This is a genomic window from Serratia sp. M24T3 (assembly GCF_000257645.1).
Lineage (GTDB): Bacteria > Pseudomonadota > Gammaproteobacteria > Enterobacterales > Enterobacteriaceae > Rouxiella.
Genome location: NZ_AJHJ01000018.1, coordinates 62,391 through 81,409 on the forward strand (window position 1 = coordinate 62,391; position 19,019 = coordinate 81,409).

Sequence of the window (19,019 nt, forward strand, 5' to 3'; positions counted from 1 at the left end):
CGGGCAGGATCCCATTTTATGAACATACCAGTTCAAACACGTTCCGTTAACGGCTGGTCCACGCAGTGAGGCTTTCATAATTGTCTCGACCAATCTGCCACAGGTCATCTTCCCAATGAGTTGGGCTGAGCTGTTCCGGGCACCACACACCGTCGTAGCCCGTGGCGCGCACTGCCTCTATCCAGGCGGCGATATCAACCTCCCCCTCACCCGGCCGGTAGTCACGTTGTACCCATTCATCCCACTCTTCACCCTGACGCGCGGCCCGACCATCGCAGAAATGAATGCCGTATATCAGGTTAACGTCCATCTGCGCAACTTCTTCGGGCCGAGTGTTGCCACCCGCGTGCAGATGCCAGAAATCAATCACCAGGCCAACGTTGTCGCGGCCTGCACGTTTAATAATCTCCAGCCCCTGGCTCAGGCTGTTAAAGCGAGTGAAAGCCACCACTTCAATCTGCAATTTTATACCGTACTGAAGCGCAATATCGGCTATGTCACTGATATTTTTGATTAAAATTTCATTTCGCGCGTCTTCGTCCAGGTGATCCAACTCATTGAGCGCCATAATCTGCACCACCGGGCATTTCAGCACCTGTGCTGCATGACAGATTTTATGCGCCTCCTTTAACATCGCCGCACGCTCTTCGGGCTGATGCCGACCAATACGTTTAAGAGCATTGATACAGCTAATTTCAACGCCAAACTGTTCGGCAAGGGTATGAAACTTCTCGAGCGATCCGCCGTTATCGACATAGCGGAACAGATGCTCAGGCAGGATCTCCAACGCATCGAAACCTGTTTCACTGGCGAGACGCAGTTGTGTGACTGCGTTGCTGTACCAAACCGATACGCCGTGGAATGCTTTTTTCATTACAGCTCCCTAAAAACCCATATTTTTTAAATAAGATAAACTTGCCGAAACATCAGCCAAACTTCCCGCTACATCTCGAGGATCGCGTTCCTGCTCGATGGTTATCCACCCCTGCCACTGATGGCTTTCGAGCGTAGCTTTCACCGCCGCGTAATCAATATTGCCCTGCCCCAGCGGGCACATTACGCCTTCAGCACAGGCGGTGAAAAAATCGGTGCCCCGAGCAATAACTTTCTGGAAAATGGCTTTGTTAACATCTTTAAAATGCAGGTAGTCCAGACGGTCAATGTAGCGCTCAATCCACTTTTCTGGAGACAGTCCGGCGTAATATAAGTGCCCGGTATCAAGACATAATCCCGCCTCAAAATGTGGAATGTCATCGGCTATCTGCGTTATTTCGTCTGCAAACTCGATGCAGCCTCCGGCATGAGGATGGATTACCGGCCTGACCTGATATTCCTGCATCGCGATATGCGAAATCTCGCGAATATGATTGACCAGACGTTGCCAGTCGTCGCAACTCAGTCGCGGAGCTTTGCCAGACTGGCCGGCAAACCTGGCTCGTTTCGGGTTACCAAAATCAATAATCACCAGATAAGGCGGAGCAAACTTCCCAAGTGCGCGCGCGATGCGTGTATTACGCAACGAATGGCAAATCTTGTGAGTCAACTCGACCATTTTAGAAAAGTTGCTTTCTGAAACCAGATCATCAAACAGTGTCCCCGCTACCAGTGAAAGCTGATGTTCCTCCAGCGCCTGAGTCAGTACGGCGGGATCTTTCGGTAAAAAGCCCCACGGGCCAAGCTCGAGGCTTGAATAACCGGCCTGACGAGCTTCATCAAGCACTTTTTGCCAGGCAGGCAAGTGGGGGTTTTTGGGGTCATCAACGCCCCAGCTGCAGGGCGCGTTGGCTATGTCGTACATAGTTAACCTCATCAGTATTTAACTGCTGCTGGTAATACTCTGCACAAAACGAAACAAACAAGCCATTTCTTTATATAATGAAATTATGATATCGTGACAACCATCAAATTAACCGATGGATTTCCATCAATATAACGCTGGACTTAGCGCTCGCCACCTATCGAGACTGGCTGAAACGGTCGCTCAATCTGACACACAGTACATAAAAACCCTCGAGCAGCTCTTCTAACCGTGACTCTTCGTCAAAACAGTGATCGTCTACCAGGGCTTTTAATTCGTAACCCTCACTTCCTTGCCCCAATACCGGTTGCCCGGTCACGACCCAGCACAGTGCAGCTTGTAACTCCTCCCACAGTTCTGCGCCCCAGGAAGTAAAGGTAGAGCTGTCCATCCAATCTAATGCGCTCCATAGCCAGAGCCGATCATCGATTACTGAAAAATAGAGGCTGGGGATATTAGTAAAACTGATTTCGATAGTGGAATGGGCGTCAAACTGACTGGACTCAACCGGATAACCCATGTTACTCAGGGTCTTACGCAAACGTTCGGCAATGTTATAGTGCATGTGTTCTTTCCTTGGAATTGACAATTTTTTAATGTGAAACAGTGAGCAGATAGCGTGTACAAACTAGAACGGTTCCGTTCTACAAACAGCTATAAATCGCTCAAATTGCGGAGGAAAAATGCACCCAGAACTAAAATTGAGTTTTTCTGTCGAGATCCAGGTTGATAAACCAGTCATTGTTAACGCGACAGCCGAGGGCGGCAAACGTCAGCTGATTTCCATTCTTGAAGGGAAAGTAAGCGGAAAAATTAATGGTGCTGTGCTGCCGGGCGGCATCGATAGCCAGATTATTCAACCAGACGGTATCTGTCATCTCTCCGCCCGCTATGGTTTACAAACAGATCAAGGCACTGTTTACATAGAAAATAATGGCATACGTCGTATTCCTGCAGAGTGGCGCGATCGTCTTTTTGATCAAGATATGTCGTTTTTTAATCAGATCCCGCAGGAGGATATCTACTTCAGAGCAGTGCCTAAATTCGAAGTATACAGTGATGCATTACGCTGGATGATCGAATCGATTTTCATCTGCATTGGCCAACGCACCGCACAGGGCGTATCGCTGAAATTTTATGAATTATTATGAGATTACCTGCTTTTATTGCGCTTTTTTGCCGTTTAATTGCAAAGCTAAACGGGTAGCGAAGAGTTCAGCGCTACCTTCGTCAGTCCCCTTGGCAAAGCAGGATACAGTGACGGGATCGGCGCAGTCGGGGAAGTGATACACCGCGTTAATGCAAAATGGTCCACCGCCAGAGTGGCCAATTGCCCGCTGTCCCCCGCCTACCTCGCCGCTCATCAGGCCCAATGCATAGCCGCATTTCGTCCATGGGCGGCCAGCCAATGCGCCCCCTAGCGGATAATGTTCCAGCATTTGCTGCAGCGTGCTTCCAGTTGCCTGATTATTTCTGAAAATTTTCTGATTAAACAGTGCATCTAAAATACTGGCAGCATCATGCGCGGTGCCTATCAAACAGCCATGATAGACCCATCCGGGATGATAACTGGCCGCAGCTGGCCAATGCAGAGTGCTGAACTGCAACTGCGTGGTGGCAATTTCCACGCTTTTCAGCCCTAGCGGCGTGGTAATAAATTCAGCCACCAGTTCAGCGAAGCTTTTTCCAGCTACCTCTTCAATCCTCTCCCTCGCCAGCATATATCCCACATTAGAGTAGCTCCAGCCCTCTCCTGGCAGGAACAGCGGATCATTGGCCAACACTGCATCCAGCATTTTATCCCGTGACCATGGCGGCAAATTTGCCGCTACGTCATGGTGATAATCGGGTAGCTGCCCGTAATCTGCTACTCCGGCTGTGTGCTGCAAAAGTTGCCGCAGGGTATATTTTTGCCCTTGCAAAAACGCATCCAAATTCAATGAGCCATTTTCGGAAAGTTTTAGAGCACAAACAGCGATTACCGATTTGGTAAAGCTCCAATAAGGGAAACGAACATTGTGTTCTGCACTTGAGGCATTAAGACCACTGCGGGTGATCCAGCTCCAGTGATATTCTTCCTGCATCATTGGCTCCTGACTATGTCGTTACCTTTAATCAAAAATTCATCGTTTCATAATAGTTGCCCTTACCGCAAGGCAGGCTCATTATTTAACATCAAGAGGAGAAATATAATATTTTCCAGCGCATTTCTGATGACTTTAATTGAGGATAATACATTGAGAATCATGTTTTATTTCGCTGTATTATTAATCTCATCCACTCTTTTCGCGGCTGAAGCAGCCGACAGTTTTTATGTTAATCCGAATTCTACCGCCGCCGAATGGGTAAAACAGCACCCCAATGATCCCCGTCAGGCTGTAATACAGCAGTCCATAGCCAATGTTCCGATGGCGCGCTGGTTTACCGGTTCCCTTCGAGATAAAGATAATCTGAGTCAGCAAGTGTCCTCTTATGTCTCCGCCGCCGTGAAAAAACATCAAGTTCCGCTGATGGTGGCCTATAACATTCCCCACCGCGATTGCAGCGGCGTAGCCTCGGCGGGCGGAGCGGCAACACCCGAGAGTTACAGACAATGGGTTAATGAGTTTGCCAATGGCGTTAAAGGCAGAAAAGCCGTTATTGTGCTTGAACCAGATAGTCTGGGTGACATTGGCTGTCTTGATAAAGAGCAACAATCTGTCAGGCTTGGTTTATTAAAATATGCCGTCGATACCTTTAACTCTAAGGCACCCGCCGCTCAGTTATATCTTGATGCCGGTAATGCGCGTTGGAAACCTGCTGCCGTAATGGCTGAATATCTTGATAATGCAGGACTTAAAAACGCCAAGGGTTTTGCGCTGAATGTCTCTAATTCCTATTCAACGCCAGAATCTATATCCTATGCAGATAGGATAAATATCATCCTGCTAAAAAATTATGGCTATAAAAAAACCATCCTCATTGATACCAGTCGCAACGGTCAAGCAGCAAAAGCGGGTGAATGGTGTAATGCTGCAGGTCCAAAATTAGGTATTCCGACACAGCAGTTATCCGCAAACATATTCGCCGCATGGATAAAAGTGCCGGGGAATTCCGACGGCGATTACTCCCCTAAAGCTGATTGTCATGGCGGACCAAAGGCAGGCGTATTCAGTGCCGATTTAGCAATGCGATTAATTATAAATTAGGGTTTAATCAGGTTCCATCCAAGTCGTTTTAAAGTCGAACCAACCCAGATTATTCAGGTGAATTCCCTGTGCCTGGCTGGGACCTTTTAGACGCATCCAGTGATGGAACAGCGGCTGAAGCCAACCCTCGCCAACGACATTTTGCACTAACTGCTGAGAGCTTAACTGCTGACTGCGCCACTGCTGAAGCCATTGTTCAAACAGCACGCCGTTTCCACCCGAGATATTATTTTTCAGCAACGGCATTCCTAATAACCAGGCTCCGACATTCCATTCTTCCGGCACTGGAAAATTCACCGTTCCCAGCCACAAATCGGCTTCAGCTTCTCCGGTAGCCCAGAGTTCGTAACCAAGCTCGATAAGTTCCAACTCCACTCCCGCCTCTGCCAAAACCCGCTGCATATCTCCAGCCAGCATGGTGTATTCCGGATGCTGGGCATGGTAAGCCAGCCTTAAACGGCAAGGGGCTTTTGGAGCTTGCGATTTTCCGGCATCCATACAATGAAACCAGGAGGGTAATAAACTGCCGGTGGGCACCCAAAACTGGCGAATAGGTTCAATCAGTTGCTGGATCAGCAGGTTAGGATTAAGTTTTTCCCTTAACCAGCGCCGAGTTTCAATGGACTTCCAAAGCGAAGAGCGGCTGTCACACAACAAGAAATAGCCGCCACGTTCCAAAAACATTTCTATTGAAAAGTCCGAGGGCTTACCGGTAAAACTCACCGCGTGACCCGCTACATAATCGACGTCACTAATGCTGGAGCTCAACCAAGCAGCGGACTGCCCCGGTAATGTTTGTGATGAAGAAACAGGTTCCTCTTTTTTCGGCAGCGTAGACAGATCCGGCCACATTAAAACTTCAACCTCATCAAGCAAGGCGCGAAAACCAAAGTAATGATCGAAAGCTTTCAACAACAGATGCCAGTCATTATTTTCACTAACCTGATAGGGACCCGTGCCTATCGGACGCGAGGAAAAATCAGCACGAGACTGATGATCCGCGGGTAAAATAAGCGCCGTAGGGTGAGATAATAAAAGCGGCAGCTGATTGTCAGGTTCAGCAAGCTCCACTACAACACTCAATGTTCCGCTTTGATAGACTCGGGTGATATGTGAGAACAGTGGCTGCAATCGACAACGGTTAACAGACACAACAATATCCTCGCTAGTCAGCTCGCGACCATCGTGGAACTGCACACCCGGACGCAGATAAAATCGCCAACTCAATGCATCAAGCTGTCGCCAATGGTGCGCCAGGTCAGGTTCTGGCAACCCATTCTGCTCATTGACGCGCGTCAACCCATTAAATATTTGCCGGACCAAATGCACCTCAGAGCGCCTTAATGGTGTACCGGGATAGAGATTGGGGATCGAACGATAATAAGGAACGCGTAGCGATTGATAATCGTCGCGAATGCTATAACCCAATTTGCTGCGCAGCAAAGAAGTTACCAGCTGCTTTTCTTCTCCCAATAGATTGATCGCCTCGTCATAACTGCCCTGATCCAGCAATTTCTCCGCTTTTGCCACTAGCAACTGATGCGAGTTTCTTAAAAGTCTCAGCTGCGAGCGATGCCCACGGCCCGCAACCGATAACCAGTCAATCCATCCAGCATCCTGCATCTGGACTAAAAGACTGCGCATATGGCGCTTACTACAGTGCAAATTATCCGCGAGTTGCTGCAGAGTGATGCTTACATTTTGCGTCGGAAACAGCTCCAGCAAACGCAGATATTGCTGTTCGAGGCGGCGACCAGTCATAAAAGAGGAACTCCAAATATCGAAACTCAGCAGTTTTTAATCTCACCTTTTTAGGCCATTATTTTTGAAACTGCAACAGGTGACAGCAAAGCGGATGCGCTGATCTACCGATTGCCATTCAGGAATATTGATTCTTAGGAAGATTGTTATGACCAAGTATTTAAATAAAGACACCATTGTTTGTATGTCACTGGCCGCAAGACCAAGCAATTTCGGCACGCGTTTCCACAATTATCTCTATGACGCGCTGGACCTCGATTATCTTTATAAAGCTTTTACCACCAAGGATTTAAAAGGGGCTATTGCTGGTGTCCGCGCTTTAGGTATTCGTGGCTGTGCTATCTCTATGCCGTTCAAAGAAGAATGTATTCCGATGCTAGATGAATTAGATGCTTCGGCTCGTGCAATAAACTCCGTCAATACCATCGTTAATACCGACGGCTATCTGAAAGCTTACAATACCGATTACATCGCCATTGCCACCCTACTCAAACAATATAACGTACCCACCGATTATTCTTTTGCACTGCACGGCAGCGGCGGCATGGCAAAAGCCGTGGCCTGCGCCTTGAAAGACGCGGGTTTCAAGAAAGGATTTATCGTCGCCAAGAATGAAAAAACCGGTCCAGAGTTAGCAAAACTCTATGGATTCGAATGGCGTAAAGATATGACGGACCTTAACCCTGACCTGTTGATTAATGCCACGCCTATCGGCATGAGCGGCGGTGCAGATGCCGAAAAATTATCTTTCAGCGAACAGCAAGTGAATCACGCCAAGGTGATCTTTGAAGTTGTTGCCCTGCCTGCTGAAACACCGTTACTGAAATATGCCAAAAGCCAAAACAAAACGGTAATAACCGGTTCTGAGGTCTTTGCTATTCAAGCAGTGGAGCAGTTTGTTCTTTATACCGGGGTTCGCCCTGATGATGAACTCTTCCAACAGGCAGCAAAATACGCGCGACAAGGAGCCTAAGCCTAATAAGTTCAACCTCAGTCTTTTATATAAAAAAACCTGTCGATACACGTTATCCGATAACATAAAAAATAGAAGGCGTACCCTATGAGCAATAACGTTTATAAGCATCTCATGACCGGCGTGTCACATATGTTACCCCTGGTTGTCGCAGGAGGTTTGTGTATCGCTCTCTCCTTTGTATTCGGCATTCAGGCATTTAAGGAGCCTGGGACCCTTGCCGCAGCATTGATGAACATTGGCGGTAAAGCCGCTTTTGCTTTAATGGTGCCGGTGTTGGCCGGATATATTTCATTTTCCATCGCTGACCGACCTGGACTGGTGCCAGGTTTAATCGGCGGTATGCTTGCCAGCCTGGGCGGTGCAGGGTTTTTAGGCGGTATCGTTGCTGGTTTTCTTGCTGGCTATACTGCCAGGTTCCTGGTTGAGAAGATCAAACTTCCCGCTGAAATGGAAGCCCTTAAACCGGTGCTTGTGGTGCCTTTGCTAGCCACATTATTTACCGGACTGGTGATGATTTATGTCGTTGGAGGCCCGGTCGCCTCAGTCATGAGTGCATTAACCACCTTCCTGGCAGGAATGACCACCGCCAATGCCGTATTGTTAGGAATAATATTAGGCGCAATGCAGTGCTTCGACCTGGGAGGACCGGTTAATAAAGCAGCCTATACCTTTGGCGTTGGCCTGCTGGCCTCGCAAACCTATGGTCCAATGGCAGCGATTATGGCCGCAGGTATGGTTCCCGCACTGGGAATGGGGGTGGCAACTTATTTGGCACGGAAGAAATTTAGCCAGCAGGAACGTGAAGCAGGGAAAGCCTCATTTATCCTCGGGCTATGCTTTATCTCAGAGGGGGCAATACCCTTTGCGGCGAGGGATCCAATGCGTGTTATCCCTTCCACTATGTGCGGCGGTGCATTGGCAGGAGGGCTATCAATGTTCTTTGGCTGTGCGCTGATGGCACCGCACGGTGGCTTATTTGTCCTTGCCATTCCACATGCAGTAGGAAATGTCGGGATGTATTTGCTATCGATTATTGCCGGAACAGTGGTGACCGGTGTGATGTATTCAGTATTAAAACCTTCAATAGTTATTAGCACGGATGAAATAGAAACAGCAGAAGGGAGTTCCGCTTTTAATCAGCAAAGCTCACGATAAAATCATAATTTGCCGCCGACATTAATAACGAACTCGCAGGGAAGCGAGTTTATATAGGTACTATCAGGTGCAGCAAAGCGGTACGCCAACACTTAATCCCATTGGTATGTTACCTGGAGCCACGCTTATTTTATAATTACGGCGAAATTTGAGTGCTTTAATGCTATTTAGTTTTTTCTGACTTACCCAACTAAAAAGCTGAATCGTTTTCAATTTTGATACAGTCACCCTCCTTAAGTCACAGTCCTCAATGAAAATAACAATATTAATCATCATTATTTGTGATTAATCTCATACTTACGTAGATACTTAACCCTAATTACCCTTCAAGTGATTCGCTTCACGTTTTTATCCCGCTTAACTTTGTAGTCTGACGTTGGTTTAAGCTAAATCAATTCAGCTAAAGGGAAGGAGTGATGAAAAAGCATATTCTGGCAGGCGCAATTTTAGTGTTGATCAGCGGTCATGCAGCAGCAAAAACCTGGGTGCTGACCGATGCTGACACCAGTACGGAGCTGGGGAACTGGCATATGAGCAGCACGCAGCTGAAATACTCAGGAGAGGATTTCAGCATCGATCAAAAGGTGCTGCACGGTGGCAAGCAGGAAGGGTCTAAGGTCATTACTATTACCAGTAAAGATGGCCTGACAATTATGCTAAGCCCGACTCGGGGCATGGATCCTTTGAAAGTGACAGGTCATGGGATCCGATTGGGTTGGGATTCTCCGGTTAATGAAGTTGTTAATCCGGCCTATATCAATCTTGAGAGCCGCAATGGTTTAGGTTGGCTGGAAGGTTTCAATGAGATGATGGTACGTGCAGGCTTCGAATGGACGGGTCATCCTGTCACTAAAGACGGCGTAATTTACACTCTGCATGGCAGAGCGGGTAATACACCGGCTTCAAAAGTTGAAGTCACGGTAGAAGACCAGGCTCCACACGAGATCCGCATTCGAGGTCTGTTAAAAGAACATGCATTTAAAAAATCCAATCTCGAAGTCTGGACTGAGCTGCGCTATATTCCCGGCCAAGACTCTTTTACCATCCACGATGTGCTAACTAATAAAGCTGATTATCCGCACGACTATCAAATTATTTATCACAGTAATTTTGGCACACCGATATTGGAAAAAGATGCCCGATTTATTGCACCACTAGAGTCGGTCTCCCCTTTCAATGATTACGCTAAAAAGGGTCTGAATAACTGGGCAACTTACAGTGGCCCGACCAAAGATTTTGATGAGATGGTTTTTAACCTAAAACCCAAAGCTGATAGCAACGGCAAGACTATTGCAGCAGTAATTAACAGCAAAGGTGATAAAGGTGCCTCAATCGAGTTTGATATCCATCAATTACCGCTGCTCACTATGTGGAAAAATACAGATACTCTTAAGCAAGGTTATGTTACAGGCATAGAGCCCGGTACAAATTATGCCTATCCAGTCACTGTGGAAAAAGAGCAAGGGCGAGTAAAACAGCTGCAACCGGGTCAAAGCACTGAATTTACTCTTACCTACAGTCTGTTAAAAGATTCAGCAGCCGTTCAAAAAGTTGAGCAGCGCGTTAAAAACATTCAGGGTAATGAAGCGGTTAACATTGATGGGAAGCCAATCGCAGTAGAATAGTAAAATTCTTAACGTGGAAACAAGGGCCAGATATATTTCAATGTTTGGCCCTCTACTTATTTGTCAGTTTTTAAATTGTTTTCATGTCGAGAAATTAAGAAGGTAATATATCTTCAATTGATAGCTCATCTCGATACATCTCGCGAATCATAGCTTGTTCGAATTGCTCACTAAACGATGGCGAGGACGGTCGCGACCGTTGGATTAATTCAGTTTCCTCTTTTGGAGGCTGCGATACCAAGTTATTCTTTTTAATCGCTTTTCGTAAATTAGTGATACTTACTCCTGAGAGGGCTGCGTTGTCTTTAATGCTAAGTTGCGGGTGCATCTTTAACAGTCTTATAGCATAAGGGATGTTTTTCTCTTGGGGCTCACGCGGTGTCGCCAAGCCGGCAAGTCTTCCGTTTTCTGACAATCCTATAAACTCACGCCTTATGCGCAGCGCATATTCATTCAAGCCAGAAATTGCCGCGATAGTATATGCCCCCAATGCGGGATGAATAATTTTTAGCCGCAAAGCATATTGCAAATTGTTTTCGCCAGGATTTATCGGGGTTAGTAATTTAATCCTCTCACTAAACGGTGAAAGTTTTTTAAACCCAGGCATAGAACGAAGATAGTCTTCACTAACCTTGGCAATTCCTGCAATATCTCTGACACTGAGGTTGGAATAGCAAGCTTTAAGACGTCGTGCATAGCTTGAGTTAGACTCGCTCAACATTTGTGGTGTAGCTAATAATATTGATTTAGGATTTGGTGTTATTTTTTCAAACTCTGCAAGTCGGCCTATTGCATTTACATGACAACCGGCAATAATCGAAAAGTTAACTACCTTGAGATGAGGGTAATGAATTTTTAGACGCCGGGCATTATCACTATGGCTCTCAAATTCTTTGCGCTCACAGGGTGCTGAGTATTGATATGATTCTTTTCGTCCGGCATCTATTAAACAAGATGTTGGCATTTTCTGATTTTGGGAGACCTGAATAATATGCTCTCCCAAATTCGAAAATGACGCCGAAGGTTTAATAAGTGGCCTCGCAGGTAAAACAGTGTCGGAAGAAATTGATAAAATGACCGATGGATAATTATTAACTGGGATATCAGTCATTGCGGCTTACTCGAACAGATTGTTGTTGTGCCCATGAAATCGGTCTGACCAACGTCCTTTTTTTGTTTTAAATCTTTAATATTCATACGCTTACTCCCTTTCTATGTTGCGAAGACAATAGCAAAATTGGAGAAGCAAAAAATCTGAAAAATAAAGATAAAAAAACCGGCATCGCGCTATTACGCTCTGCCGGTCTTTAAAGGGATTGGCCTGACACTCAGTTCAATCAAACTTTGTTTATGGCCTTATCAAATCATCCCCATAGCCGATCCACTTGTAGGTGGTTAAGGCTTCGAGCCCCATCGGGCCACGAGCGTGAAGTTTTTGCGTACTGACCGCCACTTCTGCGCCGAGGCCAAACTGGCCGCCATCGGTGAAGCGAGTGCTGGCGTTGACGTAAACTGCCGATGAATCGACCTCATTAACAAAGCGTTCTGCACTGCTGATTGAGCGGGTCAAAATCGCATCGGAATGCTCGGTGCCGTACTGACGGATGTGGGCCACGGCGGTGTCGAGATCTGCCACCACGGAAACGTTAAGATCTAAAGACAACCACTCATCCTGATAGTCTTCTTCTTTTACTTCAACCACTGCGGCCGGGCCATTTTTTAAATGCGGCAGCGCCGAGCTGCTGGCATGTAAAGTTACGCCCGCAAAATGCATTTTCTCGCTCAGCGCGGGCAGGAAGCGGCTGGCAATCGCTTCATGAACCAGCAAAGTCTCAAGGCTATTGCAGGCGCTTGGACGCTGCACCTTCGCGCTTTCGATAACTTTCAGCGCCTGGTCGAAATCAACGCTTTCATCCACAAAGGTGTGGCACACGCCAATCCCGCCAGTAATCACCGGAATGGTAGATTGCTCGCGGCAAAGTTTGTGCAACGCGGCACCACCGCGCGGGATGAGCATGTCGATATATTTATCAAGACGCAGCATCTCGGCGACCAAGGCGCGATCCGGGCTTTGAATCGCCTGAACGGCAGCGGCAGGCAGCCCACACTGCTCCAGAGCTTGCTGGATGACATTAACGGTCGCCAGATTGGTGTGATGAGTTTCTTTACCACCGCGCAGAATGACCGCATTACCGGTTTTCAGGCACAGGCTTGCAACGTCGATAGTCACATTTGGGCGCGCTTCATAAATCACGCCAACTACCCCCAGCGGCACGCGGCGACGTTGCAGTTTTAAACCACTGTCCATCTGCGCACCGTCGATCACCTGGCCGACCGGATCGCTTAAGCGGCACACGTCGCGCACATCGTTGGCAATGGCAGTAAGACGCGCCGGAGTCAGCAGCAGGCGATCGAGCAGCGAATCTTTCATGCCACTCTCACGGGCGGCGGCCATATCCAGCTCGTTGGCTTGAACAATGCTCTGGCTGTTGGCCTCGAGCATATCGGCAATCAGCAACAGCGCAGCATTTTTCTGAGCGGTACTTAATGTAGAAAGCTGGTAGGACGCCTGTCTGGCGGCTTTGCCCATTTGCTCCAACATATATAACTCCTTAACTTACGATCATATCGTCGCGGTGAACGGCAACGGGACCGTATTCGTATCCGAGGATATCGCTGATCTGCTGGGAATGGTGTCCGGCAATCATGCGCATGGCATCACTGTTATAGCGGCTGACCCCGTGAGCCAAATCGCGACCGGTCAGGTTGCGGATGCGGATCACTTCGCCGCGCGAGAAGTCACCTTTCACGTCGCGAATACCTTTGGGCAAAAGCGAGCTTCCGCGCTCAAGCATGGCCGCAACCGCGCCGTCATCAACGGTAATTTCACCGGCAGGCGGTGCGCCAAAGATCCAGCGTTTACGGTTTTCAAGCGGCGTTTCCATTGCGTGGAAACGGGTGCCCACCGAATTACCGGCGATCACATCACCCACCACGCCCGGCAGGCTACCCGCGGCAATAATAGTGTCGATACCGGCGCGGCAGGCAATGTCGGCAGCCTGTAATTTGGTCGCCATCCCGCCGGTCCCCAGCCCGGAAACGCTGTCACCGGCAATACCACGAAGCGCATCGTCAATAGCGGTTACTTCGCGGATTAATTCGGCTTCTGGGTTAGTGCGTGGGTCGGCGGTAAACAGGCCCGGCTGATCGGTCAACAGCAGCAGTTTATCTGCACCGGCTAAAATCGCCGCCAGAGCAGAAAGATTGTCGTTATCGCCGACTTTAATCTCGGCGGTCGCCACAGCGTCATTCTCGTTAATCACCGGCACAATGTGGTTGTCGAGCAACGCGTTCATCGTGTCACGGGCGTTAAGAAAGCGCTCGCGATCTTCGAGATCGGCGCGGGTCAGCAGCATCTGCCCAATATGGATCCCATATATAGAAAACAGCTGTTCCCACAGTTGGATCAAACGGCTCTGACCTACCGCCGCCAGCAGCTGCTTGGAGGCGATGGTTGCGGGGAGCTCGGGATAGCCAAGATGTTCGCGTCCGGCCGCAATCGCGCCAGAAGTGACGATAACAATACGATGCCCTGCCGCATGTTGCTGAGCGCATTGGCGCACCAGTTCAACAATATGGGCACGGTTAAGGCGACGTGAGCCACCCGTGAGCACGCTGGTGCCCAGTTTTACAACCAGTGTTTGGCTGCCACTCATAATCTTTCTGCCGTTTGTCTTGAATGTGAGAATCGAAAGCCCGAATCATTCCGCCAGTTGTTTTTAAACAGGCAGCACGCGTTATGCCAGCCGGCATAACGCTATAATAATGACATACTATCGGGATAGAAAAAATCTTGGCGTTACGCGGGAAGCTTGATGGGTTCTCTGGGGAGATTTGCTGCCGGGACGAGCTTGAGTTCCATACCTTCAATCATGGCGTTAAGATTTTTATAGAAAGTTTGCAACGTAGTTTCGAGTTTCTCGACCACTTCAGCATCTTTAATCTTTTGCGCTTTCCAATGCCCGTCTTTATCGAACAATCCGTACTCGTAGACATAGGTAAACCGATCGCTATCAGCCTGTAGCTCAATCCACCAGCCCCAGAACTCGCGTTTCTCTGGCGCAGGCTTCACATTTACGCAAACTGCCAGACAATCAAAGAAGAAACGCTCGTTTTCACATTTCGCTTCACGGATATAAGGTCCCAACGTGCCGAAACGTTTCATCAGCCTGCTTTTAGGATGACCACTTGGTAACGTCATGTACAATCTCCTTATTTAAGCATCCATTTGTAGCAAACCTCCGGGAATTAGCAATCACTTTCGTTAGGTGATTTTCAACTTCAACCACTGGCTGATATCCTTCAGCGCCTGGTCAAAACTGCCATATAGCGGCTTCGAAGGAATTTCGATAACTTTGCCATTCGGGCTAGAACCCGCAATAAGACTGGATTCCTGCTTCGGACTAAACGGATCGTTGTCCCAGTAGGCAGAAAGCATTGGCACAGGTGTTCTGCGGCCAAGCAGCCCCTGCATTTTCAGAGAATACCTATTAAGTTCAACCCTTAACGCTTCGTTTGAAGCATTGGGCATCCCTATACGACTTGCCAGCACGTCCATATACATGTCGGGTATGCGCTTTTGGCATTCAACGTCGGTAAGCATTTGATGTACTACCGGTCCAAGACAGGCTACGGCCTTGATCCTGTGTGGCTCGAGATAGGCAAGACGCACGGCAATATTACCGCCAAATCTGGTGCCCAAAACGGCAATGCGCGTTGAGTTCACCCAGGGGATCTTGTCCAGTTGAGAAAGTACCTGCTGATGCAATACGCTGGTATCGGGGGTCAATTTAACGTGAGAAGAGAAGCCAACCGACGGCATATCGATAGTCATCATTGCGATACCCAACGGGGCAAGATAGCTGCGAAAAAGTCGATGATAATCGCTCTGCACAGTATCGAGTCCGCCGCAAACCAGCACTGCAGGGAATGGCGCCTCGCCGTTGTTAGGCAGGTGTACGAATCCGACAATCGGCTTTCCGCCTTCTCGTGGCAAAGAGAACTCTTTTAAGCCATAGGTCGAACTTTCGGCTGATTTTTCGAAAGCTTTATTACTCAACACCTCAGCCTGTTCCGCCAGCGAATCGCCTTTAATGTGCGGATAACCAGCAATGCTGTAGAAATTGGCGGCGCGCAGCCAATACTCGCTGGCCTTTTGTGCATCCTGCTGCTCCTGGGCTTGCTGCTGCCAGTACATCCCCTGATGCGACCACTCGTAAATCCAGTTACCGTTACGATAGCCGATTACGGTATCCAGCAACTGTTGATCGCTGCGCTCGGCAACTGAAACGGCAATTCGCGATAAAACCTCTTCAACTTCCAACGGATTGATGCCACGCCACAGCCACATCAGGCGATTGATAGTGCGATACCAACAGGGTAAAGAATCCCCTTCCAGCGCAGAATGAACCAGCGGCGAAGAGTGGCGATCGGATCGGGCAACCAGCGTCGAGGTTTCGGGATATTTAAAACGCGGTTTAAACAACGTTTCAGAAAGGTTAGCAGGTGCCATAACAGTGAGCGTCCTCTTTGACAGGCAAAAAGGCGCGGGCGCACCTTCTCCAGACTCGGATTATAACAAAGTCTGGCTGGCTCGACGCACGACATAAATCAAAAACGCCCGCAGAAGCGAGCGTTTAAAATTATAAAAGCTTAATGCATCATTCGAGATGCAGGTAGGCGTCCACTGAATGAATCCCCAGGAGCTGACATGAGTCAGTGACTGGGGTGAATGAGGACAGCCAACAACCCTGCATTTTGAAGGATGAAGAGTGAAGAGCATCCTCTAAATCATTCGAGATGCAGGTAGGCGGCCACTGAATGAATCCCCAGGAGCTGACATGAGTCAGTGACTGGGGTGAATAAGGCAGCCAACAACCCTGCATTTTGAAGGATGAAGAGTTAAGAGCATCCTCTAAATCATTCGAGATGCAGGTAGGCAGCCACTGAATGAATCCCCAGGAGCTGACATGAGTCAGTGACTGGGGTGAATGAGGACAGCCAACAACCCTGCATTTTGAAGGATGAAGAGGATTACTTGCCGACGAGAGGCGGGACAAACACCACGCCCATATCCCAAGGTTGTTCAATCCAGGTATTCTGTGGGATATCAACCACATAATCATCAACCAGTGGGCGACCGGCCGGCTTGGCGAATACGGTCACAAAATGCGCTTTTGGATACATTTCACGGATTGCCTGAGCAGTGCCGCCGGTATCGACCAGATCGTCAATTACGATAAAGCCTTCACCGTCGCCTTCTGCACGCTTAAGTACGTGCATTTCGCGCTGATTGTCGTGGTCATAGCTGGAAATACACACGGTATCAACGTGACGAATATTTAACTCACGAGCCAGCAACGCTGCTGGAACCAGGCCACCTCGGCTAACGGCAATAATGCCGGTCCATTGTTCTACCGGCAGCAGGCGCTTAGCCAGCGTACGGGCGTGAATTTGCAGCATGTCCCAAGTTACAACGTACTTTTCGCTCATTTTTTAACTCTCAAAAAAGGGATATCCCAGCCTGTAAGATTAACGGCTTTTAAAAAAATTATTCAGGGAAAATTTATTGCGCGAGATTATAGTGACTCCTGAGTCTAAAAACCAGCAGTTATCCGGCACAGAAAGCCCAAAATTAGCGGATTATCCCCTTTCGCTCACGCGCACGGCGTCGGAGAAAGTGTTATTCTGTGCTTCATTTCGTCATATCTTTTCGTCATCCAAAATCGGGAGACTTACAGTGTCTGAACTGTCTCAACTTTCACCACAACCATTGTGGGATATTTTTGCCAAGGTTTGTTCTATTCCTCATCCTTCTTACCATGAAGAAGCACTGGCTAAGCACATTATTGACTGGGCCGCCGAACAAGGCATCCATGCCGAGCGCGATCAGGTTGGCAACATCTTGCTGCGTAAACCTGCCACCGCCGGCATGGAAAACCGTAAGCCTGTGGTGCTGCAAGCCCACCTGGATATGGTTCCGCAGAAAAATAACGACACCGTTCACGACTTCCTTAAAGATCCTATTCAGCCTTATATCGACAACGGCTGGGTAAAAGCGCGCGGCACCACGCTTGGCGCAGACAACGGCATCGGTTTAGCTTCTGCCTTGGCGGCACTGGTTGCTAAAGATGTTGAGCACGGCCCGCTGGAAGTGTTGCTGACCATGACAGAAGAATCTGGCATGGACGGCGCATTTGGTCTGCAACCAAACTGGCTGCAGGCAGAAATCCTGATTAACACCGACTCGGAAACCGAGGGTGAAATTTACATGGGTTGCGCGGGTGGTATCGACTTTATCACCACTCTGCCTCTGCAGCGCGAAGCGGTTCCGGCTGATTTCACTACGCTGAAACTGACCTTGAAAGGCCTGAAAGGCGGTCACTCCGGTGCTGAAATTCATCTGGGTCTGGGCAATGCCAACAAACTGCTGGCTCGCTTCCTTTGCGAACACGCCGAAAAGCTCGACGTACGTCTGCTGGATCTTACCGGCGGTACTTTGCGCAATGCTATTCCACGCGAAGCAGTCGCTCAGCTAGCGGTTGCTGCCGACAAAGTTGAAGCTTTCAAAGCAGCGGCGGAAGAGTTCCAGTCTGTGATTCAGTTCGAACTGGCCGCGGTGGAAAAAAACATCAAGCTGGTGATCGAAGCTGCACACAGCGATGTAAAAGCCTTGAACAAAGACAGCCAGAGCCGTTTCCTTGGCCTGTTAAACGCAACGCCAAACGGTGTGATCCGCATGAGCGACGACGTTAAAGGCGTAGTTGAAACCTCGTTGAACGTTGGCGTGGTGAGCATGAAAGAAGGTGAAGCAGAAATCATCTGTCTGATTCGTTCACTGATCGATAGCGGTAAAGACTACGTGGTCAGCATGTTGACCTCAGTCGGCCAGCTAGCAGGCGCGAAAACTTCGCCAAAAGGCGGTTATCCAGGCTGGAAGCCGGATCCGGAGTCTCCGGTTATGGCGCAAGTACGTGAAATTTATCAGGGTCTGTTTAATAAAACCCCGAACATCATGGTGATCCACGCGGGTCTGGAATGTGGTCTGTTCAAAAAGCCTTACCCAGAGATGGACATGGTTTCTATCGGCCCAACCATTACCGGCCCTCACTCACCGGATGAGCAAGTGCACATCGGCAGCGTTGACCTTTACTGGCAGTTGCTGACCGCACTGCTGAAAGCGATTCCAGAGCGCGGCTAAAATCCTTTAAACGGCAGCAAGGCGGCAACTGAAAGAATCTTCAGGAGCTTACACAAGTCAGTGACTGGAGTGATGAAAGGAAGCCAACGCCTCTGCCGTTTAAAGATGCGGATAATCAATATCCTGTAGATTTCAGACGGCAGCAAGGCGGCAACTGAAAGAATCTTCAGGAGCTTACACAAGTCAGTGACTGGAGTGATAGAAGGCAGCCAACGCATCTGCCGTTTGAAAGGTTTGGATAATCAATATTCTGTAG

Annotated in this window: 16 protein-coding genes and 1 pseudogene; 6 read left to right on the forward strand and 11 right to left on the reverse strand. The window is 48.6% G+C overall.

The genetic code is table 11. From position 1 onward, the window contains the following. Positions 1-46: 46 nt before the first annotated feature. The 3 genes from SPM24T3_RS14795 to SPM24T3_RS14805 all read right to left on the reverse strand — a co-directional run bounded on the left by SPM24T3_RS14795 (position 47) and on the right by SPM24T3_RS14805 (position 2,363). Positions 47-874: a sugar phosphate isomerase/epimerase gene (locus tag SPM24T3_RS14795; protein WP_009637589.1), complete on the reverse strand. Its 828-nt coding sequence runs from the start codon at positions 872-874 to the stop codon at positions 47-49. A gap of 9 nt (positions 875-883) precedes the next feature. Next, complete coding sequence (locus SPM24T3_RS14800) at positions 884-1,798, reverse strand: TIM barrel protein (protein ID WP_009637590.1); 915 nt, start codon at positions 1,796-1,798, stop codon at positions 884-886. 157 nt (positions 1,799-1,955) lie between these two features. After that, complete coding sequence (locus tag SPM24T3_RS14805; protein ID WP_009637591.1) at positions 1,956-2,363, reverse strand: type III secretion apparatus InvB; 408 nt, start codon at positions 2,361-2,363, stop codon at positions 1,956-1,958. 118 nt (positions 2,364-2,481) lie between these two features. Here SPM24T3_RS14805 and SPM24T3_RS14810 point away from each other — a divergent pair, with 118 nt between their 5' ends. Beyond that, positions 2,482-2,949: a DUF3237 family protein gene (locus SPM24T3_RS14810; RefSeq protein ID WP_009637592.1), complete on the forward strand. Its 468-nt coding sequence runs from the start codon at positions 2,482-2,484 to the stop codon at positions 2,947-2,949. A gap of 12 nt (positions 2,950-2,961) precedes the next feature. On the opposite strand, the gene SPM24T3_RS14815 is transcribed toward SPM24T3_RS14810, so the two are convergent. Continuing rightward, positions 2,962-3,885 (reverse strand): serine hydrolase, encoded by a 924-nt coding sequence (locus SPM24T3_RS14815; RefSeq protein WP_037378686.1) that lies wholly within the window; start codon positions 3,883-3,885, stop codon positions 2,962-2,964. Between the two features lie 126 nt (positions 3,886-4,011). Here SPM24T3_RS14815 and SPM24T3_RS14820 point away from each other — a divergent pair, with 126 nt between their 5' ends. After that, complete coding sequence (locus tag SPM24T3_RS14820) at positions 4,012-4,986, forward strand: glycoside hydrolase family 6 protein (protein WP_037378689.1); 975 nt, start codon at positions 4,012-4,014, stop codon at positions 4,984-4,986. 3 nt (positions 4,987-4,989) lie between these two features. Here SPM24T3_RS14820 and SPM24T3_RS14825 read toward each other — a convergent pair whose 3' ends face one another. Continuing rightward, positions 4,990-6,747 (reverse strand): SgrR family transcriptional regulator, encoded by a 1,758-nt coding sequence (locus tag SPM24T3_RS14825; RefSeq protein WP_009637595.1) that lies wholly within the window; start codon positions 6,745-6,747, stop codon positions 4,990-4,992. Between the two features lie 148 nt (positions 6,748-6,895). Here SPM24T3_RS14825 and SPM24T3_RS14830 point away from each other — a divergent pair, with 148 nt between their 5' ends. The 3 genes and pseudogenes from SPM24T3_RS14830 to SPM24T3_RS14840 all read left to right on the forward strand — a co-directional run bounded on the left by SPM24T3_RS14830 (position 6,896) and on the right by SPM24T3_RS14840 (position 10,503). Next, positions 6,896-7,720: a shikimate 5-dehydrogenase gene (locus tag SPM24T3_RS14830; protein ID WP_009637596.1), complete on the forward strand. Its 825-nt coding sequence runs from the start codon at positions 6,896-6,898 to the stop codon at positions 7,718-7,720. A 99-nt stretch (positions 7,721-7,819) separates the two neighbouring features. Then, positions 7,820-8,878, forward strand: a pseudogene (locus tag SPM24T3_RS14835) (fructose-specific PTS transporter subunit EIIC); the annotation flags it as partial. Positions 8,879-9,294: 416 nt separating this feature from the next. Further along, positions 9,295-10,503, forward strand: a complete 1,209-nt coding sequence (locus tag SPM24T3_RS14840) for an aldose 1-epimerase family protein (protein ID WP_009637598.1) — start codon at positions 9,295-9,297, stop codon at positions 10,501-10,503. A gap of 94 nt (positions 10,504-10,597) precedes the next feature. Here the strand turns inward: SPM24T3_RS14840 and SPM24T3_RS25505 are convergent, their stop codons facing one another. The 6 genes from SPM24T3_RS25505 to gpt all read right to left on the reverse strand — a co-directional run bounded on the left by SPM24T3_RS25505 (position 10,598) and on the right by gpt (position 17,055). Continuing rightward, positions 10,598-11,614 carry a hypothetical protein gene (locus tag SPM24T3_RS25505; RefSeq protein WP_009637599.1) on the reverse strand — a complete coding sequence of 339 codons (1,017 nt, stop codon included), beginning with the start codon at positions 11,612-11,614 and terminating at the stop codon, positions 10,598-10,600. Between the two features lie 237 nt (positions 11,615-11,851). Then, positions 11,852-13,105, reverse strand: a complete 1,254-nt coding sequence (proA, locus tag SPM24T3_RS14850; RefSeq protein WP_009637600.1) for a glutamate-5-semialdehyde dehydrogenase — start codon at positions 13,103-13,105, stop codon at positions 11,852-11,854. 10 nt (positions 13,106-13,115) lie between these two features. Beyond that, positions 13,116-14,219, reverse strand: coding sequence for a glutamate 5-kinase (proB, locus tag SPM24T3_RS14855; protein ID WP_009637601.1), 1,104 nt, complete (start codon positions 14,217-14,219; stop codon positions 13,116-13,118). Positions 14,220-14,362: 143 nt separating this feature from the next. Next, positions 14,363-14,764, reverse strand: coding sequence for a sigma factor-binding protein Crl (gene crl / locus SPM24T3_RS14860; RefSeq protein WP_009637602.1), 402 nt, complete (start codon positions 14,762-14,764; stop codon positions 14,363-14,365). A gap of 63 nt (positions 14,765-14,827) precedes the next feature. Continuing rightward, entirely contained in the window at positions 14,828-16,075 is a 1,248-nt protein-coding gene (gene frsA, locus SPM24T3_RS14865) for an esterase FrsA (RefSeq protein WP_009637603.1), read from the reverse strand. 521 nt (positions 16,076-16,596) lie between these two features. Next, positions 16,597-17,055 carry a xanthine phosphoribosyltransferase gene (gpt, locus tag SPM24T3_RS14870; RefSeq protein ID WP_009637604.1) on the reverse strand — a complete coding sequence of 153 codons (459 nt, stop codon included), beginning with the start codon at positions 17,053-17,055 and terminating at the stop codon, positions 16,597-16,599. 247 nt (positions 17,056-17,302) lie between these two features. Here gpt and pepD point away from each other — a divergent pair, with 247 nt between their 5' ends. Next, complete coding sequence (gene pepD / locus SPM24T3_RS14875; protein ID WP_009637605.1) at positions 17,303-18,763, forward strand: beta-Ala-His dipeptidase; 1,461 nt, start codon at positions 17,303-17,305, stop codon at positions 18,761-18,763. Positions 18,764-19,019 lie beyond the last annotated feature (256 nt).

What these genes read in the sequence shown, in the direction of transcription:
- proB (WP_009637601.1), bottom strand. Translation starts at nt 14,219, where the DNA reads ATGAGTGGCAGCCAAACACTGGTTGTAAAACTGGGCACCAGCGTGCTC.
- SPM24T3_RS25505 (WP_009637599.1), bottom strand. Translation starts at nt 11,614, where the DNA reads ATGACTGATATCCCAGTTAATAATTATCCATCGGTCATTTTATCAATT.
- gpt (WP_009637604.1), bottom strand. Translation starts at nt 17,055, where the DNA reads ATGAGCGAAAAGTACGTTGTAACTTGGGACATGCTGCAAATTCACGCC.
- SPM24T3_RS14795 (WP_009637589.1), bottom strand. Translation starts at nt 874, where the DNA reads ATGAAAAAAGCATTCCACGGCGTATCGGTTTGGTACAGCAACGCAGTC.
- SPM24T3_RS14805 (WP_009637591.1), bottom strand. Translation starts at nt 2,363, where the DNA reads ATGCACTATAACATTGCCGAACGTTTGCGTAAGACCCTGAGTAACATG.
- SPM24T3_RS14830 (WP_009637596.1), top strand. Translation starts at nt 6,896, where the DNA reads ATGACCAAGTATTTAAATAAAGACACCATTGTTTGTATGTCACTGGCC.
- SPM24T3_RS14825 (WP_009637595.1), bottom strand. Translation starts at nt 6,747, where the DNA reads ATGACTGGTCGCCGCCTCGAACAGCAATATCTGCGTTTGCTGGAGCTG.
- crl (WP_009637602.1), bottom strand. Translation starts at nt 14,764, where the DNA reads ATGACGTTACCAAGTGGTCATCCTAAAAGCAGGCTGATGAAACGTTTC.
- SPM24T3_RS14820 (WP_037378689.1), top strand. Translation starts at nt 4,012, where the DNA reads ATGACTTTAATTGAGGATAATACATTGAGAATCATGTTTTATTTCGCT.
- SPM24T3_RS14815 (WP_037378686.1), bottom strand. Translation starts at nt 3,885, where the DNA reads ATGATGCAGGAAGAATATCACTGGAGCTGGATCACCCGCAGTGGTCTT.
- SPM24T3_RS14840 (WP_009637598.1), top strand. Translation starts at nt 9,295, where the DNA reads ATGAAAAAGCATATTCTGGCAGGCGCAATTTTAGTGTTGATCAGCGGT.
- SPM24T3_RS14800 (WP_009637590.1), bottom strand. Translation starts at nt 1,798, where the DNA reads ATGTACGACATAGCCAACGCGCCCTGCAGCTGGGGCGTTGATGACCCC.
- proA (WP_009637600.1), bottom strand. Translation starts at nt 13,105, where the DNA reads ATGTTGGAGCAAATGGGCAAAGCCGCCAGACAGGCGTCCTACCAGCTT.
- frsA (WP_009637603.1), bottom strand. Translation starts at nt 16,075, where the DNA reads ATGGCACCTGCTAACCTTTCTGAAACGTTGTTTAAACCGCGTTTTAAA.
- SPM24T3_RS14810 (WP_009637592.1), top strand. Translation starts at nt 2,482, where the DNA reads ATGCACCCAGAACTAAAATTGAGTTTTTCTGTCGAGATCCAGGTTGAT.